Origin of the sequence: Erwinia sorbitola (assembly GCF_009738185.1) — a bacterium.
Lineage (GTDB): Bacteria > Pseudomonadota > Gammaproteobacteria > Enterobacterales > Enterobacteriaceae > Erwinia > Erwinia sorbitola.
Genome location: NZ_CP046509.1, coordinates 1,702,871 through 1,728,965, shown reverse-complemented (window position 1 = coordinate 1,728,965; position 26,095 = coordinate 1,702,871). Strand labels below are relative to the sequence as shown.

At 54.6% G+C, this 26,095-nt stretch carries 24 protein-coding genes and 1 pseudogene; 4 read left to right on the top strand and 21 right to left on the bottom strand.

Annotated elements, in window-relative coordinates:
* Positions 1–266 precede the first annotated feature (266 nt).
* The 11 genes from katG to nac form a co-directional block, all read right to left on the bottom strand.
* Positions 267–2,477: a catalase/peroxidase HPI gene (gene katG / locus GN242_RS07810; RefSeq protein ID WP_156287224.1), complete on the bottom strand. Its 2,211-nt coding sequence runs from the start codon at positions 2,475–2,477 to the stop codon at positions 267–269.
* A gap of 226 nt (positions 2,478–2,703) precedes the next feature.
* The gene (locus GN242_RS07805) at positions 2,704–3,546 is read right to left on the bottom strand and encodes an ABC transporter substrate-binding protein (RefSeq protein ID WP_156287223.1); all 843 of its coding nucleotides are present in this window, start codon (positions 3,544–3,546) and stop codon (positions 2,704–2,706) included.
* A gap of 32 nt (positions 3,547–3,578) precedes the next feature.
* Positions 3,579–4,316, bottom strand: coding sequence for an amino acid ABC transporter ATP-binding protein (locus GN242_RS07800; RefSeq protein WP_154751602.1), 738 nt, complete (start codon positions 4,314–4,316; stop codon positions 3,579–3,581).
* Positions 4,317–4,319: 3 nt separating this feature from the next.
* Positions 4,320–5,078 (bottom strand): amino acid ABC transporter permease, encoded by a 759-nt coding sequence (locus GN242_RS07795; protein ID WP_154751603.1) that lies wholly within the window; start codon positions 5,076–5,078, stop codon positions 4,320–4,322.
* Between the two features lie 6 nt (positions 5,079–5,084).
* Positions 5,085–5,786 carry an amino acid ABC transporter permease gene (locus tag GN242_RS07790; RefSeq protein ID WP_154751604.1) on the bottom strand — a complete coding sequence of 234 codons (702 nt, stop codon included), beginning with the start codon at positions 5,784–5,786 and terminating at the stop codon, positions 5,085–5,087.
* 31 nt (positions 5,787–5,817) lie between these two features.
* Positions 5,818–6,570 (bottom strand): SDR family oxidoreductase, encoded by a 753-nt coding sequence (locus tag GN242_RS07785; RefSeq protein WP_154751605.1) that lies wholly within the window; start codon positions 6,568–6,570, stop codon positions 5,818–5,820.
* Between the two features lie 142 nt (positions 6,571–6,712).
* The gene (locus GN242_RS07780; protein ID WP_156287222.1) at positions 6,713–7,486 is read right to left on the bottom strand and encodes a LamB/YcsF family protein; all 774 of its coding nucleotides are present in this window, start codon (positions 7,484–7,486) and stop codon (positions 6,713–6,715) included.
* Entirely contained in the window at positions 7,467–7,898 is a 432-nt protein-coding gene (locus GN242_RS07775) for an acetyl-CoA carboxylase biotin carboxyl carrier protein (protein ID WP_197094775.1), read from the bottom strand. Before GN242_RS07775 ends, GN242_RS07780 begins: the two co-directional genes overlap by 20 nt.
* Before the next feature lie 19 nt (positions 7,899–7,917).
* Positions 7,918–8,886: a 5-oxoprolinase subunit C family protein gene (locus GN242_RS07770; RefSeq protein WP_154751608.1), complete on the bottom strand. Its 969-nt coding sequence runs from the start codon at positions 8,884–8,886 to the stop codon at positions 7,918–7,920.
* Positions 8,883–9,554 carry a 5-oxoprolinase subunit PxpB gene (pxpB, locus tag GN242_RS07765; protein WP_154751609.1) on the bottom strand — a complete coding sequence of 224 codons (672 nt, stop codon included), beginning with the start codon at positions 9,552–9,554 and terminating at the stop codon, positions 8,883–8,885. The genes GN242_RS07770 and pxpB overlap by 4 nt, the downstream gene beginning before the upstream one ends.
* A 281-nt stretch (positions 9,555–9,835) precedes the next feature.
* Positions 9,836–10,759 carry a nitrogen assimilation transcriptional regulator NAC gene (gene nac / locus GN242_RS07760; RefSeq protein ID WP_154751610.1) on the bottom strand — a complete coding sequence of 308 codons (924 nt, stop codon included), beginning with the start codon at positions 10,757–10,759 and terminating at the stop codon, positions 9,836–9,838.
* Positions 10,760–11,080: 321 nt separating this feature from the next.
* Here nac and GN242_RS07755 point away from each other — a divergent pair, with 321 nt between their 5' ends.
* Together GN242_RS07755 and GN242_RS07750 are read left to right on the top strand one after the other, a co-directional pair.
* Positions 11,081–12,289: an aspartate transaminase gene (locus tag GN242_RS07755; RefSeq protein WP_154751611.1), complete on the top strand. Its 1,209-nt coding sequence runs from the start codon at positions 11,081–11,083 to the stop codon at positions 12,287–12,289.
* Between the two features lie 12 nt (positions 12,290–12,301).
* Complete coding sequence (locus GN242_RS07750) at positions 12,302–13,000, top strand: RraA family protein (RefSeq protein ID WP_154751612.1); 699 nt, start codon at positions 12,302–12,304, stop codon at positions 12,998–13,000.
* A 78-nt stretch (positions 13,001–13,078) separates the two neighbouring features.
* On the opposite strand, the gene GN242_RS07745 is transcribed toward GN242_RS07750, so the two are convergent.
* Positions 13,079–14,017 carry a 2-hydroxyacid dehydrogenase gene (locus tag GN242_RS07745; protein WP_156287220.1) on the bottom strand — a complete coding sequence of 313 codons (939 nt, stop codon included), beginning with the start codon at positions 14,015–14,017 and terminating at the stop codon, positions 13,079–13,081.
* 231 nt (positions 14,018–14,248) lie between these two features.
* Between GN242_RS07745 and GN242_RS07740 the strand changes: the two are divergent.
* A pseudogene (locus GN242_RS07740) lies at positions 14,249–15,262 on the top strand (NADH:flavin oxidoreductase/NADH oxidase); the annotation flags it as partial.
* Positions 15,263–15,410: 148 nt separating this feature from the next.
* Here GN242_RS07740 and GN242_RS07735 read toward each other — a convergent pair.
* From GN242_RS07735 to kdoO, 4 genes are all read right to left on the bottom strand, one after another.
* On the bottom strand, positions 15,411–15,935 hold the full coding sequence (locus GN242_RS07735) for a PadR family transcriptional regulator (protein WP_230320645.1): 525 nt from the start codon (positions 15,933–15,935) through the stop codon (positions 15,411–15,413).
* Between the two features lies 1 nt (position 15,936).
* Positions 15,937–16,725, bottom strand: a complete 789-nt coding sequence (locus GN242_RS07730; protein ID WP_156287218.1) for a siderophore-interacting protein — start codon at positions 16,723–16,725, stop codon at positions 15,937–15,939.
* A gap of 125 nt (positions 16,726–16,850) precedes the next feature.
* The gene (locus GN242_RS07725; protein WP_156287217.1) at positions 16,851–18,281 is read right to left on the bottom strand and encodes an EmmdR/YeeO family multidrug/toxin efflux MATE transporter; all 1,431 of its coding nucleotides are present in this window, start codon (positions 18,279–18,281) and stop codon (positions 16,851–16,853) included.
* Between the two features lie 132 nt (positions 18,282–18,413).
* Entirely contained in the window at positions 18,414–19,310 is an 897-nt protein-coding gene (kdoO, locus tag GN242_RS07720) for a Kdo hydroxylase KdoO (RefSeq protein WP_156287216.1), read from the bottom strand.
* Between the two features lie 179 nt (positions 19,311–19,489).
* Between kdoO and GN242_RS07715 the strand changes: the two genes are divergently transcribed.
* Positions 19,490–20,563, top strand: a complete 1,074-nt coding sequence (locus GN242_RS07715; RefSeq protein WP_154751618.1) for a LacI family DNA-binding transcriptional regulator — start codon at positions 19,490–19,492, stop codon at positions 20,561–20,563.
* Positions 20,564–20,635: 72 nt separating this feature from the next.
* Here GN242_RS07715 and GN242_RS07710 read toward each other — a convergent pair whose 3' ends face one another.
* From GN242_RS07710 to GN242_RS07690, 5 genes are all read right to left on the bottom strand, one after another.
* The gene (locus GN242_RS07710) at positions 20,636–20,953 is read right to left on the bottom strand and encodes a DUF496 family protein (RefSeq protein WP_154751619.1); all 318 of its coding nucleotides are present in this window, start codon (positions 20,951–20,953) and stop codon (positions 20,636–20,638) included.
* A 161-nt stretch (positions 20,954–21,114) separates the two neighbouring features.
* On the bottom strand, positions 21,115–22,173 hold the full coding sequence (locus tag GN242_RS07705; protein WP_154751620.1) for an FUSC family protein: 1,059 nt from the start codon (positions 22,171–22,173) through the stop codon (positions 21,115–21,117).
* A 212-nt stretch (positions 22,174–22,385) separates the two neighbouring features.
* Positions 22,386–22,856 (bottom strand): DNA gyrase inhibitor SbmC, encoded by a 471-nt coding sequence (gene sbmC / locus GN242_RS07700; protein WP_156287215.1) that lies wholly within the window; start codon positions 22,854–22,856, stop codon positions 22,386–22,388.
* Between the two features lie 158 nt (positions 22,857–23,014).
* Positions 23,015–24,160, bottom strand: a complete 1,146-nt coding sequence (dacD, locus tag GN242_RS07695; protein WP_154751850.1) for a serine-type D-Ala-D-Ala carboxypeptidase DacD — start codon at positions 24,158–24,160, stop codon at positions 23,015–23,017.
* Positions 24,161–24,439: 279 nt separating this feature from the next.
* A complete protein-coding gene (locus GN242_RS07690; protein ID WP_154751622.1) occupies positions 24,440–25,540 on the bottom strand; it encodes an acyltransferase family protein in 1,101 nt (366 codons plus the stop codon).
* Between the last annotated feature and the right edge of the window lie 555 nt (positions 25,541–26,095).

Below are 26,095 nucleotides of genomic sequence, written 5' to 3'. Positions count from 1 at the left end.
AGTCGTCTCCAGGGTTTACGCCTGTGTCAGTTGCTGCATGTATTGTCTGAGCGGGATAATATCATTCTTGCTGAAATTTTTCTGGTATCCATAGGGACATCGCCCTGGAAAGTACGTTGTGAGGCACTATGACTGCGGCATTAATCCACAGGGCGGGGCGATAAACAGAGGCGATGTAAAAAGGCCAACTAAAAAGCCCGCTTAAGTTTACCTCAAGCGGGCCGGGTGCTGCTGCCATATCAGCCATCAGGGCCGGGTAACAGCTCTCAGATATCGAAACGATCCAGATTCATCACCTTCGTCCAGGCGGCAACAAAGTCTTTCACAAACTTCTCTTTGGCATCGTTGCTGGCATAAACCTCTGCTGAAGCCCGTAATACCGCATTTGAACCAAACACCAGGTCGGCACGGGTGGCAGTAAATTTAACCTCACCACTCAGGCGATCGCGCCCTTCAAAATGCTCACCAGAAGAGTCGGTCGCTTTCCATTCGGTGCGCATATCAAGCAGATTGACAAAGAAATCAGTATTCAGCTGCCCCACATGGTGGGTGAAAACACCATGCTGACTCCCGTCAAAATTGGCACCCAACGTACGCAAACCGCCGATAAGTACCGTCAGTTCTGGCACGGTGAGCGTCAGCTGCTGTGCTTTATCGATCAGCAGATTTTCTGTCGACGTGCTGCTGTGCACGCTCCGATAGTTGCGGAAACCGTCTGCTTTTGGTTTCAGCAATTCGAATGACTCGATATCAGTCTGATCCTGACGGGCATCGACACGCCCCGGGATAAACGGCACTTCAATCTCCACGCCTGCCGCTTTCGCCCCCTGCTCAACACCAACCGCGCCAGCCAGAACAATCACATCTGCCAGCGATGCTTTCTGGAATGAGCGCTGAATCGCCTCCAGAGCGGGCAGTACTCGGGCAGCAACGGCGTTAACCTCCCAGCTCCGCTGCGGCAGTAGCGCCAGCCGTGCACCGTTGGCACCGCCGCGTTTATCACCGCCACGGAACGTGGCAGCCGAAGCCCACGCCACCGAGACCAGCTCGCCGGGGGTCAGACCCGCTGCGGCAATTTTTTCTTTCAGCTGCGCAATATCCGCAACGGTCGGGTGACAGATCGGTGCGGGCAGCGGATCCTGCCAGATAAGATCTTCTTTCGGCACTTCCGGCCCGATGTAGCGCGCTTTTGGCCCCATATCTCTGTGCGTCAGTTTGTACCAGGCTCTGGCAAAAGCTTCGTTGAACGCCTGAGGATCGTTATGGAAACGACGGGAGATTTTCTCAAACTCCGGGTCGAATCGCAGCGTCAGATCGGTCACCAGCATGGAAGGTTTATGTTTTTTCGACGCGTCAAAAGCATCCGGAATTACCTCCGGGGCATTCACGGCTTCAAACTGGATCGCCCCCGCAGGGCTGCGCGTCTGCACCCACTCATATTTGAAGAGGTTTTCGAAGAAGTAGTTGCTCCACTGCGTTGGCGTCTGTGACCAGGTCACTTCCAGACCGGAAGTAATGGCATCGGCACCCACACCGCTGCCATAGCTGCTGGCCCAGCCCAGGCCCTGTGCTTCAATCGGCGCGGTTTCCGGATCAACACCAACATGGGTGGCCGGGCCTGCGCCATGGGTTTTACCCAGCGTGTGACCACCGGCAATGAGCGCAACGATCTCTTCGTCGTTCATCCCCATATTACCGAAAGTGGCACGGATAGCCGGGGCAGCGGAAGCGGGATCGCCACTGTGATTCGGGCCTTCAGGGTTGACATAAATCAGCCCCATTTCGGTGGCACCTAACGGCGACTGCGCCAGTGATTCAGGATGACGGTGCTCCAGCCAGGTGGTTTCGTCGCCCCAGTTCACGTCAAGATCTGGCTCCCATACATCTTCGCGCCCGGCACCAAAGCCAAAGGTACGAAATCCGGAGTTTTCCAGCGCTACGTTGCCTGCAAGAATATAGAGATCGGCCCAGGAGATTTTTTGACCATATTTTTGTTTGACCGGCCACAGCAAGCGACGGGCCTTATCAAGGCTGACGTTATCGGGCCAGGAGTTTAGCGGTGCAAAGCGCTGCTGTCCGCGTCCGGAACCGCCGCGTCCGTCAACGGAACGATAGGTACCGGCACTGTGCCACGCCATACGGATGAAAAGTCCGATATAACTGCCCCAGTCGGCTGGCCACCAGCTTTGTGACTCAGTGAGCAAGGCTTTGATATCGGCTTTGAGCGCAGAATAATCCAGTTTGGCGAACTCTTTACGGTAATCAAATGATTCATCTAGTGGATTGGATCGGTTTGAATGCTGATTCAGCAGATCAACTCTCAGCTGATTTGGCCACCAGTCACGATTGGTGGTACCGCCGCCTGAGGCCTGGTTAGCATTGCCCTGATGGAAAGGACATTTCCCGGCAGAAGCTTCTCTTTCGGCTTCAACAATGGGTTTTGCGTCTTCTGCTGCGTCATCAATGGAATTGCTCATGCTCACACTCCTTTAAATTATCGTCACCGCTACTGTATACGCGGACGTCGCCAGCACACATCTGTATTGCCCTATGTATTTGATAGCCCTTACCTGGGCTTTTAACCGATCATTTATATAATAGCCATTCAATCAAAAAGGTTATCCCGGACAGGACACAAAATGAGAAAAGCCCGCGTAAGTTTCTTTACGCGGGCTTTTTGCTATTTTTTCGTAGCGCAGCAGGTTACTCCAGTGGGATAAACTTCAGCTGGCTCAACGGCTGGACTTTCTCTTCTCGCACCATTTTGTACTCGGTGTCCGGCCCCAGCCAGCGGTTCCAGATGCTGTCGATTTCACCGCTCTTCTCCATCGCCATCAGCCCGGCATTCACTTTAGCCAGCAGCGCCTCATCGCCCTTTTTCATCCCGACGGCAACCGGCTCCAGCGCCATTGGCTCTTTGACGATCGCCAGCTTGATATTATCCGCTGCCGCGCGGTTAACCAGCTGGGTGGCGGTCATCCCGTTGGTGACAAAACCTACAGATTTATTCTGTTGCAGGGCCAGGTAGGCTGAGGCGGTATCCTGGAAGGTCACCGGTTTGGCCTGTGCCATACGGATGGACTGCTCTGAAGTAGAACCTTTGGTTGAACTCAGGCGCTTGCCTTTAAAGTCCGCCGGGGTTTTATCAGCATTAGCGCTTTTTACCACCAGCACCTCTTTAGCGATGTAGTACGGGTCGCTGAACTGGATCTGCGCGGCGCGGCTTTTGGTGTAAGCGAGGTTAGCAATCAGCACATCAACACGTCCGGTGGTCAGCACTGCGATACGCGCCTCCACGGAAACCGGCATCAGGTTCACCTTTACCCCCAGCTGCTTTGCCAGCGCCTGGCACAGGTCAACATCCATGCCCACCAGCTGGCGGGTTTTGGGATCCGGTGAGGAGAACGGTGGCACATCAGCATAGACGCCGCAGTTAAGCTGCCCGCGGCTGGCGATATCAGAGAGCGTATCGGCCTGCGCAGACAGGGTGGCACTCAGCAGTAAAGGCAGGCAGATCGCCCACGACAGCGGAATTTTTTTACTCATATTCAACAGACTCCGTTAATGTGCAGGTGAGATCAGTGCTGACGCAGATCCGTCAGAAAACGTTGGGCGCGTTCATGCTGCGGCCGGGTAAAAAAGTCTTCAGGGCGGGCTTTTTCGAGGATCCTGCCCTCATCCATAAACCAGACGGTGTCCGCGACTTCACGGGCAAAGTTCATTTCATGCGTCACGCACATCATGGTCATGCCGTCGCGGGCCAGGCCGCGCATTACGTTCAATACTTCCCCGACCATTTCCGGATCCAGCGCGCTGGTCGGCTCATCAAACAGCATCACCGGGGGGTTCATCGCCAGCGCACGGGCAATGGCTACCCGCTGCTGCTGTCCGCCGGAGAGCTGCGCTGGCCAGGCGTTGGCTTTATGCGCCAGGCCCACACGTTCGAGCAGTGACAGCGCCTGCTGTTTGGCTTCACTGCGTTTCATTCCCAGGACTTTCACCGGCGAGAGCATTACGTTATCAACCACCGACAGATGCGGGAACAGGTTAAAGCTCTGAAATACAAAGCCAATTCGTGCACGCAGTCTGTTCTGCTGAATGCCGCTGCCGTGAATATCATGGCCGTCAAAGACTATCTGGCCGTCCTGAATTGGCTCCAGCCGGTTAACGGTACGGATCAGCGTCGATTTGCCAGAGCCGGACGGGCCGCACACCACCACCACCTCACCGCTATTCACTTCCGCGTTAAGATCTGCCAGCGCGTGATAGGCGCCGTACCACTTATTCACCTGATTAAACCGGATAATCGGATTCATGCCTTACTCCTCAACAACGGGTTTGGTGACCAGCAGCGCGCTGGATGTGGGCGAACTGACCGGATGACTGCGGCTGCGTTTCTCTGCGATGCGCCGCTCCAGCCGGTTCGCCAGCCACGTCAGGCTGAAACAGATGACGTAATAACTGAGAGCCACAATGGCAAATACCTGGAAGGGTTTAGTCAGCAGCTGGTTATTGACCTGATTGGCGGCAAAGGTCAGTTCCGGTACGTTAATCACGTAGCCCAGCGTGCTGTCTTTAATAATCGATACCAGCTGGCTGACCAGGCTGGGCAGCATGTTGTAGAGCGCCTGCGGCAGGATCACCAGGCGAAAGGTTCGGGAATAGCTCATCCCCAGCGCACGTGATGCCTCGTACTGCCCCGGCGGCAGCGCCTGAATCCCGGCGCGCACAATTTCTGCGATATAGGCACTTTCATAAATCACCAGGGTCACCAGCATGGTGCCAAACCCGCTCAGGGTATGGCCGAGCAGCAGCGGCAGGCAGAAGTATGTCCAGAACACCACCATCAGCAGGGGAATGCCGCGCAGCACGTAAACCCAGGCGGTGGCGGGCCAGCGCAGCCAGCGATATGGTGAGATGCGCGCCACACTCAGTATGACGCCGAGCGGCAGTGCAAACACAATCGCCAGTACCGATACCAGCAGCGTACACAGCACCCCGCCCAGCGGGCCGTTAGGGTATTGCCCCATCAGGAACAACATGCCGTTCTGCTGTATAATCGTCAGCATTTCCATCATCAGACGTTACCTCGCATAGACACGTTGGAAACGTTGCGCCAGCAGCGCACCCGCGCCCATCAACAACAGTGAGAAGAACAGGTAGCAGAGCGTCGACACCAGGTAAGCCTCAAAGGTACGGAAGGTGTAGTTCTCAATTTCCCGCGTCACATAGGTGAGATCCGCCACACCAATCACCATCGCCAGACTGGTGTTTTTAAACAGCAGTACCGTGTGGTTAATCAGCGCAGGCAGCGCGTTCCGGATGCCCTGCGGCAGGATAATCAGATGCATAGACTGCATATATCCCATACCCAGCGCGCGGGCGGCTTCCGTCTGCCCGGCGGGGGTGGCGCGCAGGCCGCTGCGGATATCCTCGGAGAAATAGGCCGCCTGACACAGCCCCAGCGCCAGCAGTGAGAAGACAAATTCAGCGTTGAAATCGTTCAACCAGATCTGCACGGACTCCGGCAACAGCGTAGGAATGGCGAAGTACCACATCATCAGCTGGATCAGCGTGGGCACATTGCGGTGGTAAGAGACATAGGCCGCCACCAGCCACTGCAATACGCGCAGGTTACTGAGGCGGATCACCACCAGCAGCATCGCCAGTACCATCGCCAGCAGCCAGGAACCGAGCGCCAGTTGCAGCGTCAGCAGCATACCGTCGACGATCATCTGCCCGTACTGACCATGCAGAATGACGCTAAAATCGAGTGAACCGTTCATCGTCGCTTGCCCTCAGTTGTTCTGCTGACTGTCAGCGGGTGGCATCACCTGGACGCATGGTGGACAGCCCGCCCGGCACCTGGAGTGTCGGGGTGATCTCGATATGCCCGATATTCACCGCCACCGGGGCCGCCAGCGCAAACGCTACGGTATCAGCAATGTCTTTAGCCTCTGGCAGTTCGAAACCATCGATAAACTGGCGGCGGGCACCCTCTTTATCGCCGGACACGTTGCCGAAAATATCGGTGGCAACGCGGCCCGGGCAGATCTCAGTGATACGCACACGTTTGCCATAACAGTCGACGCGCAGCTGGCGCGACAGCGCATGGACGCCCGCTTTGGTGGCGTGGTAAATCGAGTTGCCACCAAAGTTATAGATCGCAGCAATCGAGGTGATGTTGATAACGTGGCCGCAGTCGCGCTCCATCATGCCCGGCACCAGCAGGCGGCACAGATGCAGCACGGCGCGCAGGTTCACATCCACCTGGGTGTCGATATAGTGCTCTTCCGCGTTAAGAATCGATCCCGGATGGGATACCCCGGCGTTGTTGACCAGAATATCGATTGGCAGATTGCGACAGACTTCGGTCAGCGCATTCACATCCGCGACGTCCACCACATGGGGAATACAGCCGGTGCGGGCCGCGAGGCGCTCAAGCTCATCACCGCGCCGGGCCAGAGCATGTACCACAATGCCCTCTTTACACAGGCGCTCGACAATCGCTTCTCCCATACCGGCTGAAGCGCCGGTGACCAGGGCAGTTTTGTAATCTGAAAAAGGCATAATGCACTCCTGTTATTTTTCTGGTGTTTTGACTCTATCCCCCCGGGCTTGCCAGGGGGTAAGAGGTTAAGCCTTTGTGGCAATAAGCCGTTCTTATATCCTTCATACTCCAGGCTGCTGCTGCGTTGGCTACATACCGGTCTTAACGGACTTTTTGTTGTGACAGCGACCTGATTTCTACACCACTTTCCACGATATCCCGGCGCAGACGCGCGATCAGAGCCAGCGCCCCCGGGGTATCGCCGTGCAGCAAAATCGAGGAGATGTTCATCGGCAGCCGCGTGCCGTCAATGGCGCTGACCGCGCCGTTTTTCAGCAGGTCAATCACCCGCTGGCTGACCTGTTCGAGGTCGTGGATCACCGCCCCCGGCGTGCCGCGCGGCACCAGCAGACCGTTGGCCTGATAGGCGCGATCTGCCAGGAAAGTGCAGGCGACGTTCAGCCCCAGCTCACGCGCACAGCGCTCTACGGCGTTGTCAGATGTGGTACTGATAATTAATGTGGGATCGAAAGCGCGCACTGCCTGCAACAGCGGCCGTGCCAGCGATTCATCTTCTGCCGCCATATTACCCAGCGCGCCGTGAAAGCTCATATGGGTCAGTGGGTAGTCGGCAGACCGCGCAAAGCCGGCCAGCGCTCCCAGCTGATAGGTGACAAAGTGTGCCAGGGTTGCCGGTTCGATCTGCATCCGTCTGCGGCCAAAACCCTGTAAGTCCGGGAATCCAACGTGAGCGCCGAGATCGACGCCGTACTGTTTAGCCAGCGATACGCTGCTGGCCATGATTGCGGCATCCCCCGCGTGGAAGCCGCAGGCGACGTTGGCCGAGCTGATAAGCGCCATCAGTCCGGCATCATCCCCCAGCCGGTAGTCGCCAAACCCTTCCCCCAGATCGGCATTAAGATCGATGCTGCGCATGGCTCTGCTCCTCTGTCTGTAGCTGCATCAGCGGCTGGTCATACTCCACCGACTGCCCCTGCTGCACGTCAATTGCTGTGATAATTCCTGCCTGTGGTGCGCGCACCGGCAGGCAGATCTGCCCGACCTGAAGCAGCGCCAGCAGCGCCCCCTCCTCTACCGGCCCGGGATCTGGCCCGATGTTTTTGCCGCTTAACGGATCCTGTAGCCAGATACGGCCCGGCATCGCTGCGGTGACGGCAACCCGGTGCACCTCTGGCTCTGGGGCCGCCAGCGTTTCCGTTACCGGCGGCTGATACCCCGGCGGGCAGGTCATCCGAATGGCATACTCCGCACTGTTAATGTGCAGGCTGGTCAGCCCGCTGCGCTGCATTTGATATACCAGGCTCTGTAACTCTCTGAACGCTAACATCGGCTCTCCTGTTAAATGATCAGCCCGCACTGCGGCGGTAACGGTCAATCTGGTAACAGAGGTCATCCAGCCAGCGCTGCTGAACCTGCTGTGCTTCCTGCGCCCGGGCCAGATCCACCTCAACAAAACGCACCTGGCTGCCCACCGGCACCTGCCCCAGCAGCCACATATCAGCATCAATTACCGTCCCCAGTTTTGGGTAGCCTCCGCTCGGCTGCGCATCGCGCATCTGGATAATTGGCTGACCGCTGTGGGTCACCTGGATAACGCCGGGAATAATGCCGTGAGATCGCATTTCGATTGGTTCCTTCGCTACCAGCCCGTCACCTTCCAGCCGGTAGCCGTAGCGGTTGCTTTGTGGCGTGATGCGCCACTGCTGCCGCCAGAAACGCTGCACCGACTCCGGGGTAAACAGCGGATATTCGGCAGCGGGCAGCACGCGGATCTGCGGTACCAGCAGGGAATCAGCCTGCAATGCCAGCCGTGGTGAAGGGATACCAAAGTCACTCGCGCCGCGATAGTCAGGAGAGCATGCGTTAAGCCGATCGCCTGCGCTGAGGCCACGCCCCTGCCAGCCGCCGAACTCCCCGCGTAACTGGGTGCTGCGCGAACCCAGCACGCGCGGCACATCCACCCCGCCCGGCAGATGCAGATAGCTGCGGGCGGAAAAACGTGAAGCATTCAGCGTCAGCACCTCCCCGGCGCTGGCCCGTGCAACCCACCACGGAGGGACGGGCCTGCCATTGAGCGTGGCCTGTCCGTCGCCGCCGCTTAGGGCAAATACCCCAGCGCGATGAAAACGTACGCGGAAGGGAAACAGCGGGACTTCAATCACCGCGTCATCCGGATGGTTGCCCAGCAGTGCGTTACCGAGCCTGAGCGCCAGCGGATCCATAGCCCCCGCCGTGCCAACGCCATAATGCAGAGCACCGAAACGGCCGCTGTCCTGCACGCTACTGAGCGGTGTGGTGCGTTCTATCTCGATCATGCCAGCACCTTTTCTACGCGAAAACGGATGCTGTCACCGGGCTGTAAGCGTACCGGCGGTGCAGCATGAGCATCAAAGAAGAGGAAGTCGGTACGGCCTATGGTGTTCCAGCCGCTTGGCCCGGCAGAAGCGGAAACGCCGGTCTGCACGCCGCCAATGGAGACCGAACCACCGGGAATACTCTGTACCGGGGTATGGCGGCGCGGAGTGGCAATCTGCGGATCCATATTGCCGAGATAGCAGTAGCCTGGATGGCTGCCGAGGGCATATACCGGATAGAGTGGTTCAGTGTGGCGCTGAACGATCTCCTGAATCGTCATTCCGGTATAGTCCGCCACATCGCAGATATGCGGGCCGGGTTCTCCGCCATAGGTAACGTTCAGTTCAATCACCCGGCCTGAGAAAGTTTTGCTTTCGCCGCGCTGCCACTGGCGCAGCAGCTGTTCCGGCAGTGATTCCGCCGCGCTCCATTGCGGAGTGAACACCAGCATCAGATTGTTCATCCCCGGAACCACGCCGCGAATAGCGGGCAGCTGTGCGCTGTAGTCTGCCAGCGCCCAGATGCGCTGCTGGTTAGCCAGAGAGAGTGCTCCCGGCGCTTCAAACAGCAGCGCATGGGTTCCCAGCCAGCTGATTTGTGGCGTCTGTAACTGACCTGCTGGATCCATTCCTCATCCTCAACATCATATCCGTCAACGGAAAGCCCGACATGGGGTCACTGTAGCCCGGTCGTTCTGCCAGTCTGTAAGAGGGTTTCGCTTTAGGGGGATAAGACAGACTTATTACTCTTTAACTTTTGACTGCGAGCTGGTTGGCTGCACCCGTTCCCCCAGCCACATAGCGATCTATGCTGCCAGGGGGTTGCCGCCTGCCCGCCTCTCGAATCATGTTGAGTCAATAACTGTGTACCGCGCAGATGATCCGGGTTCAGTACCCCGATCGTATGGCCCTATCCAACCAGCGTCAGCGGGCGGTTATCCTGAGTACGCTCTGCCATCAGCGCCAGCAGAATCTTCTTCACTGCCTCGGCAGGCTGAGAGAGCGGGAGATGGTCGGAGGTGCAGAACGACAGCGGCGCCTGAATGCCGGGGTCAACAATTTTCGCCATACGGGCATGGGCCTGCGCCACCATATTGCGCGCGATGGACTCCGGCAGAATGGTGGAACCGAGATTGTTATCCAGCGCCAGTGCCAGCGTGGACGCCGATTCGATTTCACATTTCACGCTGTAAGAGAGGTTTTTCTGCACAAAGGCTTCATCCACCAGCTTGCGCATAATGTTGTATGGGCGCGGCAGAAACAGCTCCAGATGGGCGATCTGTTGCAGAGTTACGGTTTTGCCGAAACTGGCGCTGGCCTGCGGCGTGACCAGATAGAGATCCTCTTTCATCAGCGGGATAAATGCCAGTCCATGCACCTGGCGGTTGCCGTAGAGCACGGCCATATCCATGCGCCCGCTCATAATCAGCTCGCTGAGAGTGGTACCAAAGCTCTCATTAAAATAGAGCAGAATGCCGGGATGCTGTTTGCGCACCTCTTCCATCAGCGGCAGCGCCAGCAGCGAAGCGGCAGTGCCGGGAGCCAGGCCGACTGAAACCTGACCACTCAGCGCCTGCCCGGCACCATCAATCGCACTTTGCGCCTGTTCGCACTGGCGTAAAATGGCCTGGGCATGTGCATAGAGAATATTGCCCGCCTCGGTTGGCGTTACGCCGCGTTTGGTGCGGATCAGCAGCTGTTGTTTGACTTCACCTTCCAGCGAAGCCAGCTGCTGGCTGAGAGCCGGCTGGGCGATGTGCAGAATATCGGCTGCCTGCGTCAGACTGCCGACATCGACAATTTTGATAAAGTATTTGAGTCGTCTGAGATTCATAATGACTTCCTCTTCTGCACTTCGCTGGGATAACTATTGGATGAAATGGAATATAGCAAGATCCAGACCACTCTGAGGGTGAGCGCCGACACATCAGCAAAGTTAATATGTAAAACAGTGAGATAGATCGCCATATTAACCGTTTTTTAACATGTTTTTCTCTTCAGTTTGTGATGCAGCCCTGCACCATTAAATGGCTTTTGCTTATGGCCCTGCCCCATCCATAAGCTTTCGCTCTTGAATCAGAACAAACTCCTCTTAGCCGAATACACCCGCATGTTCGTAACTTAAGCTCATTACGCCACCGACCGGAGTGTTGTCATGAGTGCCATCCATATTGCTAATCGCGTTACCCGTATTAAACCCTCTCCAAGCAGTACCGCATCCGATCGCGCCAACGCGCTGAAACGTGCTGGAAAAGCCATTGTAAACCTGGTGGTAGGCGAGCCGGACTTTGACACTCCGGCAGTTATCCGCCAGGCCGCCAGCGCCGCCATTGAGCGCGGTGAAACCCGCTATACGCAGAACAACGGCACCCCGGCGCTGCGCACGGCAATTGCTGAGAAGTTTCTGCGTGAGAACCGTCTGACAGTTAATGCTGACGATGTCATCGTGACCAACGGGGCTAAAAGCGCCATCTTTAATGCTTTTGCTGCCACGCTGGAAACCGGTGATGAGGTGCTGATCCCTGCCCCGTACTGGGTCTCTTATCCGGATATGGTGCTGGCCTGCGACGGTCGTCCGGTGATTGTCACCTGTAGCGAACAGGATGGTTTTAAGCTGACGCCGGAAAGCCTGCGGGCCGCGATTACCAGTCGCTGCCGCTGGCTGCTGATTAACTCCCCTTCCAATCCGAGCGGAGCCAGCTACACCCGCGCCGAACTGCGGGCGCTGGCCGATGTGCTGCTGGATTACCCCCATCTGGCGATTATGACCGACGATATCTACGAGCATATCCGCTATGACGATGCGCCCAATGTGCATCTGCTTGAGGTGGAGCCGCGTCTGGCAGACCGCACGCTGATCGTTAATGGCGTCTCAAAAACCTATGCCATGACCGGCTGGCGCATCGGCTATGCCACCGGGCCAAAAACACTGATCGCTGCGATGGGAACGCTGCAATCACAATCCACCAGCAATGCCAGCTCCGTCAGCCAGGCCGCTGCACTGGCAGCACTCAACAGCGGCACCGAATTTATTACCACCAGCCTTGAGATCTACCGCCAGCGCCGCGATGACATCGCCGCCCGGCTGAATGCGATCCCGGGACTCAGCTGTCGGGTACCGGAGGGTGCCTTCTACCTTTACGTTAACTGCGGCGGTCTGCTGGGTAAAACCACGGCGGCAGGGCAGCGCCTGACTACGGATAATGAGGTCGTGCTGTGGCTGCTCGACAGCGCAGGCGTAGCGGTTGTTGCCGGTGCGGCTTATGGCCTGTCGCCTTATTTCCGTCTCTCTATCGCCACCGATTTACCTGCCTTGCAACATGGGGCAGAGCTGATTGCCGCCGCCGTTGCCAGCCTGAAATAAGCGAGGATTATAATGACTGTTGGAAACCGTATTTTCTTACAACGTAATTTACAGGCTGCGCCCTATGTTGAGGCGTTTCGCACCCTGCCCGCTGCCGTAGTGGCTGACTGCATGAGCCGCCTGCCAGCGCTCACCTGCGATATCCGCCTGATGAGCAATCCGTCACATTCGGTGATGTGCGGCCTGGCGGTAACGGTAAAAGCCCGTTCCGGCTGTAATCTGATGCTGCATAAAGCGATGGATATGGCAGGAAAAGGGGATGTGATCGTAGTCTCCAATGAGGGCGATCGCAGCCAGGCGCTGATGGGGGAAGTGATGACCACCTGGGCACGTCAGCGCGGTATTGAAGGGTTGGTACTGGACGGTTCAATTCGCGACATCGAAGGCATCAGTAAGATGGATTATCATCTGTACGCTGCCGGTATCACCCCGGGCGGGCCGTTTAAAGATGGCCCCGGCGAGATTAATGTGCCCATAGCCTGCGGAAATATTCATGTATCGCCCGGGGATATTATTCTTGGCGATTACGACGGTGTGATTGTGATTCCGCGGGAAGATGCCGCACAGATTCTTGAGGCCGCGCAGGCATATTTAATTGTCGATGAGCGGAATTTTGCACTGGCGCAGCGTGGCGAGCTGGAGCGCGAATGGATTGATCCGTGGCTGGCGGGAAAAGGAGTTGAAGTCATAGACGGACGCTATCAGGGCTAGCATCTGAATACCGTACATTTTCAAAAGCAACAGGCGAAGCATGCTTCGCCCCTGCAAAAACACAGTGCCTGGACGGTATCATCCAATCGGTGTGATCGCCCCTTCCCCCTTAAACCAGCCCGCCAGATTATCCACCACATTCTGCGCCATCGCCTGCCGCGTCTCTGCCGTGGCACTGGCGATATGCGGCGTCAGCACCGTATTGTTCAGTGAAGCAAAACGTGAATCAATTCCCGGTTCACTGTCAAACACATCCAGACCTGCGCCGCGAATGCGCTGAGTTTGCAGTGCCTCAATCAGGTCATCCTCATTCACCACCGCGCCACGCGCGACGTTAATCAAAATGCCCTGCTCACCCAGCGCGCTGAGGATCTCCGCATCCACCATTTTGCGATTACGCGCATCGCCCGGCACGGCGAGAACCAGAAAATCGCTGAACTGCGCCAGCTGATGCAGATCGCCAAAACGCTGCCAGCCCGGTTCATCACTCTGACGGCTGTTGCAGTAACCAATCTGCATATCAAAACCAGCACAGCGCCGGGCAATGGCGGCACCAATTTTGCCAAGTCCCATAATGCCAACGCGTTTACCGCTCAGTTTATTTCCCAGCTGAGGAGGGCGTTGCTGCCAGGCGCCGCTGCGTAGAAAAGTATCCTGCGCTACTATCTGCCGGGATGTGCTCAACATCAGCGCTAACGCCAGATCGGCTACGTCGTCGGTAAGAATGTCGGAGGTGATGGTCACCGTGATATTGCGATCGCGGGCAGCAGCGAGATCGATCGCATCGGTGCCAACGCCAAACACAGTAATCAGCTCCAGTGCGGGCAAGGCGGCCATCAACTCAGCCGCCAGACCGACATCACCCCGGGTGGCAACGGCCCTGATCTTGTGCCCATGCTGGCTAAGAAATAAAGCCACGTCAGTCTGCTCATACAGACGATGGCAGTGATATTGCTGGTGCAGAATCTCGCTGAGGTCCGGCATTAGCGGCTGAATAATCAGAATTTCCTGTTTCATTGCGGGTTACCTTTATTATTAACGTGAGGGTAAGAGGGAAGCACGTTAATAACCTGGCAGAAATTCACTGCCGATCCTGCAACGTTATACTTATCGCATAATAAGCCCGGCTTATTGCTGTGCAGCAACCAGAATGGCAGACTGATTCAGCACACACAGCAAATCGGTCGCGCCTCAGGTAGCTTATTGTGGTGCCTTTCTCCCGCTGTTTTCTCACTTTACAGGTTGATTATGTCTGCACTGTTTACTCCGTTTACCCTGAAAGACGTCACGCTGCGTAACCGCATTGCCGTTCCTCCGATGTGCCAGTACAGCGCCGAAGAGGGGCTGACCAGCGACTGGCATCAGGTGCACTATCCGGCAATGGCACGCGGCGGCGCCGGGCTGGTGATTGTCGAAGCCACGGCGGTGTCGCCGGAAGGCCGTATCACTCCGGGATGCACCGGACTGTGGAACGACCAGCAGGCAGAAGGCATGGCGAAGATTGCTGCCTCAATTAAAGCGGCGGGAGCTGTGCCGGGCATCCAGATCGGCCATGCCGGACGTAAAGCCAGCGCTAACCGTCCATGGGAAGGTGACGACCATATCGCCGCCGGTGACAGCCGTGGCTGGCAGACTATCGCCCCTTCTGCCATCGCTTTCGGTCATAACCTGCCGCAGGTACCAAAGGCGATGACGCTGGACGATATCGCACGGGTGAAAAGTGATTTTGTAGCGGCAGCGCGCCGCGCACGTGACGCCGGATTTGAATGGCTGGAGCTGCATTTCGCCCACGGCTATCTGGCCCAGACCTTCTTCTCCGTCCATGCCAACCAGCGTACCGATGGCTACGGTGGTGATTTCGCCGGACGCAGTCGCTTCCTGCTGGAAACGCTGGCCGCCGTGCGTGAAGTATGGCCGGAGAACCTGCCGCTGACGGCTCGTTTTGGCGTGATTGAATATGACGGACGTGATGAAGAAACGCTGGCTGAATCAATTGAACTGACGCGGCTGATGCGTGACGGTGGGCTGGATCTGCTCAATGTCAGCGTAGGCTTTACCATTGCTGAGACCCAAATCCCGTGGGGATCTGCCTTCCTGGCTCCGGTAGCGGAGCGCGTGCGCCGTGAGGCCGGTTTACCGGTAGCATCCTCCTGGGGCATTGAAGCACCGGAGGTTGCCGAGCGTGTGATTGCCGAACAGCAGATGGATTTAGTAATGATCGGTCGCGCGCACCTCGCTAATCCGCACTATCCATATTACCTGGCGAAAAAACTCAAGATTCGCAGCCCATCCTGGGTACTGCCGGCACCTTATGCGCACTGGCTGGAACGCTACCGTTTAGGGGAGTAAACGCCCTCGCTGAGATGGCCTCTCTTCAGGCCATCTCAGAAGAATATCACTCCGCCTTTTATCAGCTGCGTTCAATCTTTTTCGCGGCATCGTCCAGCGCATCAACAATAGCGAACAGCGTCTCCTGCGAAATCCCTTCCTGCGACAGGCGGAAATTAAGTGCCGTTTTCATATTATGAATAGCGCGCTCAACATCCGGCAGACTGCGATTATTCACCAGCACAGCCAGCGTCGACAGCCGCTGGATGATGGCGGTCAGGCCTTGCGCGTGCTGCTGCAACTGCTCCTCCCCTTTCGCCTCCAGACGATACGCTTTACGCGTTGCCAGGGCATCCACCACTGCGATGTACTCCATCTCTTCCAGCAGTTGCAGATTGGGATAAATAATCCCCGGGCTTGGGCTGTATTCCCCTTTTGACAGATCTTCAACGGCTTTGATCAGCTCGTAGCCGTGAGCCGGGTTAATGCTGAGGAAATGCAGCAGCAGCAGGCGGATATCGCTGGCATCAAGCATCTTTTCCCGGCGTTTTCTGCGGCCGGGGCGAGCATTGCTTTCAGGCTGCCAGAGTGGCAGATCGGTTTTCATGCTACTTCTGATGCCAGTAGGCAACGGCGCGCACAAAGGTGGCATCGCAACCGCGCTGTTCAATAAAGTAATCGCTGAGTTTTTTGACAAACTCCGCCTCACCGGTCAGCCAGATAAAATAGTCCTCACGGGGGATTTGAACTGAATTCAGCGTATCAATCAGTGCCGCCAGATTTTCTGTTTGCATCTTACCGCTGCCAATCCAGGCGGCATTAACGCCGTTCAATCCGTCGAGATAATCCACGCCGGTGGCTTCATCCACATAAGCATAGAGACTGAGCTGCTGGCCACTGAGCGTTTCATTGCGGCGTTTAAAGGCAGGCAGGCCGCTCTCATCACAGACATACAGCTGGAAAGCGTAATCTTCCGGCACCACCAGCGAACCACGCGGGCCGCCAATGGCTAATGCATCACCCGGCTGCGCCTGGGCTGCCCAGTCGCTGGCCACGCCACCGTCATGGATATAGAAATCAATGGTCAGGGTTTTTGCCACGCCGTCAAAAAACAGCGGGGTGTAATCACGGGAGACCGGACGCGTGCCCTCTTTCCACACCACGCCCTCTTCCGTCACTTCCGGCAGGTTTAGCGTACCGCTGCTGGCATCCGGGAAGAACACCTTAATGTGGTCATCGAATCCTGGGGAGTTAAACCCCGCGAGATCTTCACCGGCAAAATCAATTCGCCAGAAGCATCCGGCCACTTTAGTTTTTGCAGTAACCGCCAGCTGACGGAAACGCAGTTCATTACGTACGCGCTTAGGAGCGCGGCTTGCTGCTGGGGAGTCACTCAACTTTTATACCCTCGGAATAGTTGAAATCAGGAATCATTCTCATCCGGGTAAAATATATCTATGATATATCTTGAACGCAAGCAGTGACTGAGAGCGCAGAGGGAAAAAAGGTGGCAATCTGTGCGTTAATGCTGCTCAGGCTGCGGACGATACTTCCACAGCCAGCGGCCACTGTTCATACGGCGATAGAAGAAGAAACCCCGGATCATCCAGTCCAGCACCATACCCAGCCAGATGCCGACCACGCCGAAGCCCAGTACGATCCCCAGCAGGTAACCAGCGACAATACGCCCGCCCCACATACTTAGCAGAGAAACCCACATGGTGTAACGCGCATCGCGTGCGCCTTTCAATCCGGCGGGCAATACCCAGGAGGCAGCCCAGAACGGCATAAACGCAGCGTTGAGCCATACCAGCATCTTCACCACGTGAATCACTTCTTCATCCTGAGTGTAGAACTGCGCCAGCAAGCCGGCAAACGGCACGGTCAGCAGCGCAAGAAGGCACAGACCGATGCTCGACAGCCCGAAAATAAAGCGCAGCAGACGTTCCGGTTGCCCCAGCTGACCGCGTCCCAGTCGCGAACCGACAATAATGGTCGATGCCGAACCGAGTGCATTCCCCGGCAGGTTGATCAGGGAAACGATAGAGAAAGCGATAAAGTTACCGGCGATCACATCGGTACCCATTCCGGCCACAAAGATCTGCGTTAACAGCTTGCCGCCGTTAAACAGAACTGACTCAATGCTGGCCGGAATACCAATGCCGAGTACTTCGCGCAGAATACTCATATTCAGGCGGGTAAAATAACTTTTCAGCGATATTTTTAGTGCCGGAACAAAACCGATAACCAGCACGTAAATCACCGCCGCTGCACCGATATAGCGGGAGATAGTCAGACCCAGCCCGGCACCGACAAACCCCAAGCCATTCCAGGAGAAACAGCCGTAGATCAGTATGCTGCTGATGATGATATTGAGGATATTCATCCCGCCGTTTATCAGCATCGGGATCTTGGTATTTCCGGCACCACGAAGTGCCCCGCAGCCAATCAGTGCGATGGACGCTGCCGGATAGCTCCAGGCGGTAACCTGAAGATAGGAGAGCGCCAGCGCTTTGACTTCCGGCTCCGCTTTACCCGCTATCAGATCGATAATCTGCGGGCCAATAAACTCGATAGCCAGCGCCAGCAGCACGGCAAACAGCGTCATAATAATCAACGACTGACGCGCTGCCGCCACCGCCCGTTCACGGTTGAGCTTACCGAGGCTGAAGGCCACCACCACCGTAGTACCCAGATCGATAGCGGCAAAAAATGAGATCACCACAATATTAAAACTGTCGGCCAGACCGACGCCGGCCATCGCTTCTTTGCCCAGCCAGCTGACCAGGAAAGTACTCAGCACTCCCATTAACAGAACGCATAAGTTCTCAAAGAAAATGGGCACCGCCAGCGGTGTTATTTCGCGCCAGAACAGTACGCGGAAGGAACGTCGTTTCGGATACCAGGCAGTCCGTTTTATCGCTTGCTGTAGAGAAACACGAAGGTTTTGCAAGATTGTTCCAGTTTTAACCAGGGGGTGGGCCTACCTTAATTATCATGGTTAAAGGGATGGTTTTATGCAAAGTCTTTTTATGTATCAAAGTGCAGCAACGGCGGGATGACAAACTATGGCACCCCGCTTTGTTCATAACAACGGCTGTTGCATCAGTTTTTCCAGCACCGCTAGCGGCGAGTTTTGCGGGTTCAGCATTGCTGAAACCGGCAATAAAAATGTCTGCTCCAGCATAAACTGACCGCTCATCGCCGCATGGGGTGTCTGGTCAGCAAAACAGATCCAGCTGCTGCCCGGGGGCAGACTCAGCGTCACCTGTGGCCCCTGCTCCTGATATTTTCTATCCGCTTTCATCGCATCATGCAGCCGCAGCATCATATGGTCGTAGCGCGAGCGCAAAGATTTGGTCATCCCTATACGCTGCTGAAACCAGCTACTCAGCGGTGAATAACCACTCAGATGAGGCATAAAGCGCTGCGCCAGTACCGGAAATGGCTCACCCACGCGCCATTCGCGATTTTCACCATGCGGATTGATATTGTTGAAAATACGCAAAATACGTTCGCCGTGGATGGGCCGGGATGGGAAAGCATCAACATGGAGACGGCTGTCATCTTTGCGCCAGGAACTTTTACTGCGCCAGGTGCTGACCGGATGCAGGCGCAGTGTATTCGACGGTGAGTGCACGGCGTGCCGGTACTCCGGCAGTAGCGCATCGATTAACTGCAAACAGTGCTGATAATAGCGGGATAGCAGGTCAGTAACCTGTTGGGCATACTGCTGCCGGGCGAGACCACGTACGCGATTATGTTGCGGATCGAAGGTGATATTTTTACGCTTTGGAGCCACCAGCGCCGGGTCAAGCAGCTTCAGCTCTTCCGGCATCAGCGTAAAAGAGAGGTGGGGCAAAAAAAGGACGTTGCCCTGCTCGAGCGAGGCCAGCGCTCCGCTATCATGATGCGGTTGATTCCAGTGGGTTAATGGGAGTGTTCGGATCACCCTGTCCCGGGATAAGGCTTGTTCAGACATATCATATATCCTTATTGTCTGTCGAAAAAACACACCAGGTTCTGGAAATATTATATTCACCACTTACCAGTTTTTTTAAACCGCAGCTCAACAACAGGAAGGGAGTACGTGGTGCAGTTGAACGAAAGATGCGAGGGCGTTTTGTTGCTACACTGCGCATTCAAAAACAGGAGTTAACTATGAGATCTCGCTCCGTGACGCTGGAAGACGTCGCCAGCGCCGCTGGTGTGTCCTATCAGACCGTCTCCCGGGTGCTGAACCATTCAAGCCAGGTTGCAGAACAGACCCGTATTCGGGTGGAAGCGGCCATGCAGGCGCTGAATTACGTACCTAATCGTGTGGCGCAGCAGCTGGCCGGGAAAAATACCCGTACGCTGGGCCTTGCTACCAGTGATTTAGCGCTGCTGGCACCGGCGCAGATCGCTTCCGCTATTCAGCAGCGAACCAGTCAGCTGGGCTATCATCTGGTGATTGCCATGGCGGGCAGTGACGGTGCGCAGCAGGCGGTCAGCGACCTGCTATCACAGCGGGTGGACGCGCTGTTAATTAATGTTCCGCTTGAGGCACAGGCGGCACAGCAGATTGAACGCATGGCGGCATCCCTGCCCTGCCTGTTTCTTGATGTCGCTGAAGATGCCGACGTTGCTGCCTGCACGTTCAGCGCTCATAGCGGCGCACGTCAGGGGGCAGAGCATTTGCTAGAGCTGGGGCATCGGGATATTGCGCTGCTTAATGGCCCGGCGGAGTCGGTAGCGGCGCGCGCCCGCAACGCCGTATGGATCGAGGTGCTGAATGAGCACCAGCTGGAACCTGTACGACAGCTTGATGGCGACTGGAGTGCTCAGTCAGGTTACCAGGCGGTAATGCAGCTTGCCGGTGAACCTTTGCCTGGCGCACTGCTGGTGGCAAACGATCAGATGGCGCTGGGTGCGATGCAGGCGCTGCACCAGATGGGTGTGGCAGTCCCCGCAGAGATATCCGTGGTGGGTTATGACGATACTGCCGACAGTGCCTGGTATCAGCCACCGCTAACCACCGTACGCCAGGATATGCGCCAGCTCGGCGAGCGTAGCGTTCAGTGGCTGACAAATCAGCTCGAGCACCCCGGCAGTGATGATAATTTGCCGCCTTTTACCACATCGCTGGTGGTGCGTAGCAGCACCGCCGCGCCGCGCCGTAATCAGCGGATCAGCCATCCTATAGCAACGGAGCTACGGCGTCTGGCGCAGCGGCTGGATAACGGCGAGCAATAAAAAAAGCCGGGCATCTCTGCCCGGCTTTATTATGTTCACCGAAGGGTGTTAACAGACATCTCCGCTCGCGGATCAGGCTTTCGGTTCACCCAGTGACTTCAGTTTTTTCGACAGCTCGCGACGCTCTTTCGACAGATCGGCATTTTTGATGATGTAGTCATCAACACGATCTTCGTAATCGCTGCGCATACTGGTAATAATTTCCTGAATAGCTTCCACGCTCATGCCTGGCTTGATGTACTCACCGAGGTTATCGAGCAACAGCACACGTTTCTGGTTATCACGGATTTTCTTTTCGTTGTCGATAATTTCACGTTGCAGCTTATTCTTACGACGGAACATACGCACGAACTCCAGTACGTCCTGAAATGATTGTTTTGCATTTTCCATGAAGACACCTTTCATTTGGGCCTGTGAAAACAGGCATCATTGTCGTGGCTACCAGCTTAACGGCGGGCCGCTGCCGATGGCAATTTTAAACTTACAGAACAGCATTGCCCCTATCTTACCCTGAACCGAGTCAGCTCGCAGTAAGTTGTTGCTGGATCATTCTATTTTCGCAGTGCCAGACGCAGAAGATCGGTCAGTTTTTCCAGCTGGCTGGCCATTTCAAGACTGAGCCAGACGTAGCCGTGGATTGGAGTTTCCACCAGTTCATCGCTGTCAGACTCGGCGATCAGCTGGCGAAGTTCACGGGTGATCTCTGCCAGCTCTTCGCTGTTCGCCGCCATTTTACCGGTATCGCCTCCCACCATCATTTTGGACAGTGCGCGCAGGGTATTTTCTGTCATTTGCTGAGTATGACGCAGCGCCGGGGCATTCAGCATAATCAGGTGACTCTGACGCGATGCCCACCAGGCATTAAGCTGGAGTTCAAGCGTACAAACCAGGTTACGGTTCAGGGTTTGAATACCTTCAAACACCGAACGAGGAATGCGTGTTTCTTTGCTGGAAGGATCAATCAGCGAACGCATTTTAACCACATTGCTTAACAGGCGCTGTAACGGCTGCGACAGACGCGGCTTTTCCACCAGATTAGGCGAACAACCCGCGTGATAGAGGCGCGCTGTTTCCAGCAACATATCTGACATCTGAATGCGCCAGTGAGTATAGGCTTTTTGCGGATAGATGCTGGTAAACAGCAACGCCAGCAGTGAACCAAGAATCACATCCCCCCCGCGCCACAGTGCGGTGGTCATATCACCGGGAATGCCGCCACAGATTACCGCCAGGGTGATGCCGATCAGCAGCGCCATATAGGGGTGTTTACCCAGAGTAAGGAAACCGCAGATAAACATCACTACGGCGCACCACACCAGCATCACGGGCAGAGAGATCAGTTCCAGCTTGAGGGCTATCAGCCCGGAGATGGAGCCAAAAATAGTTCCGCCAATACGCTGAACAGCACGTGGGAAAACATTCCCCCAGGAGGAGATCGGCCCCATCACAACCACCAGCGTAATCAGCGGCCAGCTGCCTTCCGGGATCTCCATCAGGCGCACCAGCAGGAACGTCAGAATAAACGCCAGGGCAATACGTGCGCTGTGTACGATACGGTAATTGCGATACAGGCTGAATTCAAAGGCCGATAAGGGCTTATCCGGTCGCAAATGTGACTCCGATAGAAGAGTGAACAGGCGGAACATGATACCTGAAGCAGACGCTCGCAGCAGACGAAGAAAGGGCAGTTTCCGCCGTTTTTTCACGCATTTCCGCAGTTACACAGCAGAAAACACTAAGCCCTCTTTTCGTATACAAAACATTAATCAGACATTCTCTTAATGGCTGATTTTATTCACATTCCCATAACACTTCAGCCCCCTCATTCCGGCTTCTTGATGAGCGGGACGCAAATGCAAAACTCCCATATTCCACTCTGCGATCCGTCATTGAGATAGCGATCAAAACAGAGGCCTTCAGCACGCTGATAGCCGCTTGTGGGTAGCCATTCATCGTAGAATTCAAGCCAGGGTTTGGCAAAATTTCCGTCGCTGACCGTAACCTTTGCCACACCATAGGTTCCGCCAGGAACGGCTCGCAGCTCTATGTCGTCACTCTCTGGCGGTAAAACAAAGCCAGAGGGAACGGTGATGCCGGTATCAATACGTAATTGTTCAGCAGGCACAATATCTGGGTTGTCATAATATAAGGCCAGCCAGTCGCCGTTTAGCTGATGCTGGCAAACCCATTCACCCAGACGCGCAAAGCCCCGGGGTGCCGTTTCGTGCCACGGGCCAACCAGACGAACCGCTGCCACCTGCCGTGCCCCAAGAGTGCTGATTTCAACCTGCATGATCCTCTCCCGATCTGATTAACAGCTGTATAAATAACCATGAAGAAGCGGCGTTTGCCAGCTGTCTTTAGAGGAAAGTGTTGATTTGAGAGGCACTGCACAAACAGGAAAGTGGCCGGAGCATGGGTGTGCGGCTCCGGCAGGAGGAGGGTCAGGTTTTACAGCTTCTGTTTAATATAGTCGCTAATGCGCGTAATAAGACCAGCCTCTTCAACGGGCTTTAATGCCACCAGAGGGTAGCTGGCCAGTGTCTTATCACCTTCAACCAGCTGGATAGTTCCCACCTGTTCGTGAAGTTTGATCGGCGCTTCCAGATCTTTACGGTCAATCACATATTTCGCTTTCACTTTCTGCACGGCGTCACGCGGCAGGGCAAGGAATACATCTTTTTCGCTGCCCAGTGAAACGCTGTGTGGATTGCCGTACCAGACGTTCTCATGACCAATCTCTTTTCCAGCATGGAATAGCTGAATAGTGTCGAAATTAGTCTGCCCCCAGGTCAGCAGCTTGCGCGCCTGCTCTTCTCGCCCTTTGGTACTTTTGCCACCCATAACCACTGCAATCAGGCGGCGCTGGCCGTCCACGCTGGAGGCGATAATGTTAAAACCAGCACTCTCTGTATGTCCGGTTTTCAGCCCGTCAACGTGCAGGGTTTTATCCCACAGCAGGCCATTACGGTTCTGCTGGGTGATGCCATTCCAGGTCAGCGATTTCTCGCTGTACATCTGATAGAAATCAGGCTCGCCGCTGATAATCGCGCGCGACAGCGTTGCCAGGTCACGTGCCGTGGTGAACTGCCCGGGTGCATCCAGCCCATGTACGGTTTCAAAATGAGTATTACTCAGCCCCAGTTTGTCCACATACTGATTCATCATGGTGACAAAGTTCGCCTGGCTTCCGGCAACATAGTCCGCCAGCGCTACACAGGCATCATTGCCTGAGTCAATAATTACGCCGCGGCTGAGGTCACGTACCGATACTTTTTCCCCAGGCTTAAGAAACATCAGGGACGACCCCTTAAATACCGGGTTACCTGCTCCCCAGGCATCCTGACCGACTGTCACTATATCGTCACGGGTAATGCGCTTTTTATCGATGGCGCGATCAACCACATAGCCTGTCATCAGTTTGGTCAGGCTGGCCGGGTTGCGGCGTTCATCGGGATTCCCGGAAGTGAGGATTTGTCCGGTGGTGGCATCCATCAGCACCCAGGAAGCGGCATCAATTGCCGGAGCCGTCATTGGAAATGCCAGCGCATCCACAGCGGGCTGGCCTTCGGCAAAGGCAGTGGTACTCAGCGCCATAACCACACAGAAACTTGCAAGCTGATGCTTTTTCAACGCTCAATCCTCAACATTTACACTGTAAAAAACTGCGCATGTTGTACGGCATCCCGGATGTATTTGCGTGACAAAATTGCAAGAAAATATGAATAAATCAGGCGATTAACACCGCCGCTGTCGAAAACTATCGTACAGAATGTTTGCTAATCGTGTTAAATGGACACCTGACAACGCCCCACCCGGCTGTTCATCTTTTTATGCGTCACCGCAGCCGGGCTGTCTGGCAGGACGAACGCGGGATCATCTTCTTATCAACTTCAGAACGTCAGTGCCGGAACTGAATACATAACGCCTTAATTTTTCACTGTTTCTTTCGATAATAAAGTGCATGGCAATACCGATGATGATGACGAATAAGAAAGCACCAAGCACGCTTGTAACACTGTTAACTCCTGGCTTTAAACACCAGAAGATATAATTGTACAGGTAAATTGAAAATGAACATCTTCCGATAAACGATAATATGCTGACGATGAAATTATTTTTGTGATTTCTAAATCTCATCACACACGACATCATAAAGATCGAAAAGACAGTGGCTGTTAATATCTCATACAGCTTGAGATTCATGTCATAATTGTTCCCTCTATAGCAAATCAAAAGACTGAAAGCGATAAAACCGGGTAATAACACCCAAAGACTTGCAAACTTTATCTTGAAATAATTTGGGAGAAGTGCGAGAAACCAGCCAAGAAGAAAAAGATAAAGGTATGAAGCAATGCTCCACGTCAAAAGAATACTTTTCGAAAACTTATTTATCATTACAGTGAATGCCAATGATAACAACAGCGCTGTACAGCGCATAGCTGATGATTTAAAAAATATGAATATCAAAGGTAGTATCATGCAGAACTGCATTTCAACGGCCAGTGACCAAAAGACGCCGCTGATAGAGTACATCGTTTCTTTTGATGTATTATGTACAAAAAACAGATGCGTCAGAATATCTTTTATCCCTGTAGATTTGGATGTTACGCCAAACCGGTCGATTAAGATAACCCAGACGAGAATAGCCACATAGTAAGGTAGCCCGATTCTCATAAGACGATTCAACGCATAATTAGCATAAGCTTTGGCGCTCATTCCGTGAGAGAATCTTCTGGCTACGGAGTTGGCCATACAGTATCCGGATATAACAAAAAACATGCCTACACCGACCCAACCATTCCCTATAATTCCAATGGCATCAAATTGACCATAGTTGATAAATGTTGAGATATCAGAAAATACGACACCGGAACCATATAGCGCCCATCCTGAAATATGAAACCCGGTAACAAGAAATATAGCAATTGCTCTGAATGAATCAATAACATCATTGCGATGCATGGTAAACCTCATAGTAAAATTTCCATAAACATACCACCCACCAGGAAATTTCTAAATCATAAAACCCTCAATATTTTAAGGTTTTTTTAAATATTAAGCTCTGCGTGGTGCTGCCCATATTTGGTCTTTATATTCACTTCAGATACGCCATTACTACTATTTAACCAAAGGTTGCAGGTGTTGCCAGGGGCGGGTAAATTGGATCGCTATACAAGTTCAGACAGGCTGTTTACGCCTTGCAAAGGCTGTAATATGTGAAGTAAATGGTGTGTTTTTTGCTCTATCTTCGGGAGTTCCTGCTGACTCCCGCCCCCGTTCAAATCAGTTATTTCAGATGCGCAGGGATATGGTTTACCATAGATGGAAGGTAGGTTTGTGTTGCTGATAGCCAAAATACTATTTTGTACTCACCTGATTGTGATTTTATGCACTCAATAAGTCATAAACTCGCCAACGCATCAATAATCAAACAGGTACAGACTCAGGTAGATAAACCAGTTATCACTTATAACACCAGCAAAATCATGAAGATAATTCATCAAACGTGGGTAATTAAATACAGTGAAA

Coding starts and splice junctions, on each gene's coding strand:
- dacD (WP_154751850.1), bottom strand. CDS start 24,160: ATGGCGCTGAGTACCACTGCCTTTGCCGAAGGCCAGCCCGCTGTGGAT.
- GN242_RS07735 (WP_230320645.1), bottom strand. CDS start 15,935: ATGAAAACCGATCTGCCACTCTGGCAGCCTGAAAGCAATGCTCGCCCC.
- GN242_RS07750 (WP_154751612.1), top strand. CDS start 12,302: ATGACTGTTGGAAACCGTATTTTCTTACAACGTAATTTACAGGCTGCG.
- GN242_RS07770 (WP_154751608.1), bottom strand. CDS start 8,886: ATGATCGAGATAGAACGCACCACACCGCTCAGTAGCGTGCAGGACAGC.
- GN242_RS07710 (WP_154751619.1), bottom strand. CDS start 20,953: ATGGAAAATGCAAAACAATCATTTCAGGACGTACTGGAGTTCGTGCGT.
- sbmC (WP_156287215.1), bottom strand. CDS start 22,856: ATGCAGGTTGAAATCAGCACTCTTGGGGCACGGCAGGTGGCAGCGGTT.
- GN242_RS07805 (WP_156287223.1), bottom strand. CDS start 3,546: ATGAGTAAAAAAATTCCGCTGTCGTGGGCGATCTGCCTGCCTTTACTG.
- GN242_RS07785 (WP_154751605.1), bottom strand. CDS start 6,570: ATGCCTTTTTCAGATTACAAAACTGCCCTGGTCACCGGCGCTTCAGCC.
- pxpB (WP_154751609.1), bottom strand. CDS start 9,554: ATGGATCCAGCAGGTCAGTTACAGACGCCACAAATCAGCTGGCTGGGA.
- GN242_RS07775 (WP_197094775.1), bottom strand. CDS start 7,898: ATGTTAGCGTTCAGAGAGTTACAGAGCCTGGTATATCAAATGCAGCGC.
- GN242_RS07790 (WP_154751604.1), bottom strand. CDS start 5,786: ATGAACGGTTCACTCGATTTTAGCGTCATTCTGCATGGTCAGTACGGG.
- GN242_RS07755 (WP_154751611.1), top strand. CDS start 11,081: ATGAGTGCCATCCATATTGCTAATCGCGTTACCCGTATTAAACCCTCT.
- GN242_RS07795 (WP_154751603.1), bottom strand. CDS start 5,078: ATGATGGAAATGCTGACGATTATACAGCAGAACGGCATGTTGTTCCTG.
- GN242_RS07715 (WP_154751618.1), top strand. CDS start 19,490: ATGAGATCTCGCTCCGTGACGCTGGAAGACGTCGCCAGCGCCGCTGGT.
- GN242_RS07800 (WP_154751602.1), bottom strand. CDS start 4,316: ATGAATCCGATTATCCGGTTTAATCAGGTGAATAAGTGGTACGGCGCC.
- GN242_RS07780 (WP_156287222.1), bottom strand. CDS start 7,486: ATGCGCAGCATCGATCTTAATGCCGATCTGGGGGAAGGGTTTGGCGAC.
- kdoO (WP_156287216.1), bottom strand. CDS start 19,310: ATGTCTGAACAAGCCTTATCCCGGGACAGGGTGATCCGAACACTCCCA.
- GN242_RS07690 (WP_154751622.1), bottom strand. CDS start 25,540: ATGAGGTTTACCATGCATCGCAATGATGTTATTGATTCATTCAGAGCA.
- katG (WP_156287224.1), bottom strand. CDS start 2,477: ATGAGCAATTCCATTGATGACGCAGCAGAAGACGCAAAACCCATTGTT.
- GN242_RS07745 (WP_156287220.1), bottom strand. CDS start 14,017: ATGAAACAGGAAATTCTGATTATTCAGCCGCTAATGCCGGACCTCAGC.
- nac (WP_154751610.1), bottom strand. CDS start 10,759: ATGAATCTCAGACGACTCAAATACTTTATCAAAATTGTCGATGTCGGC.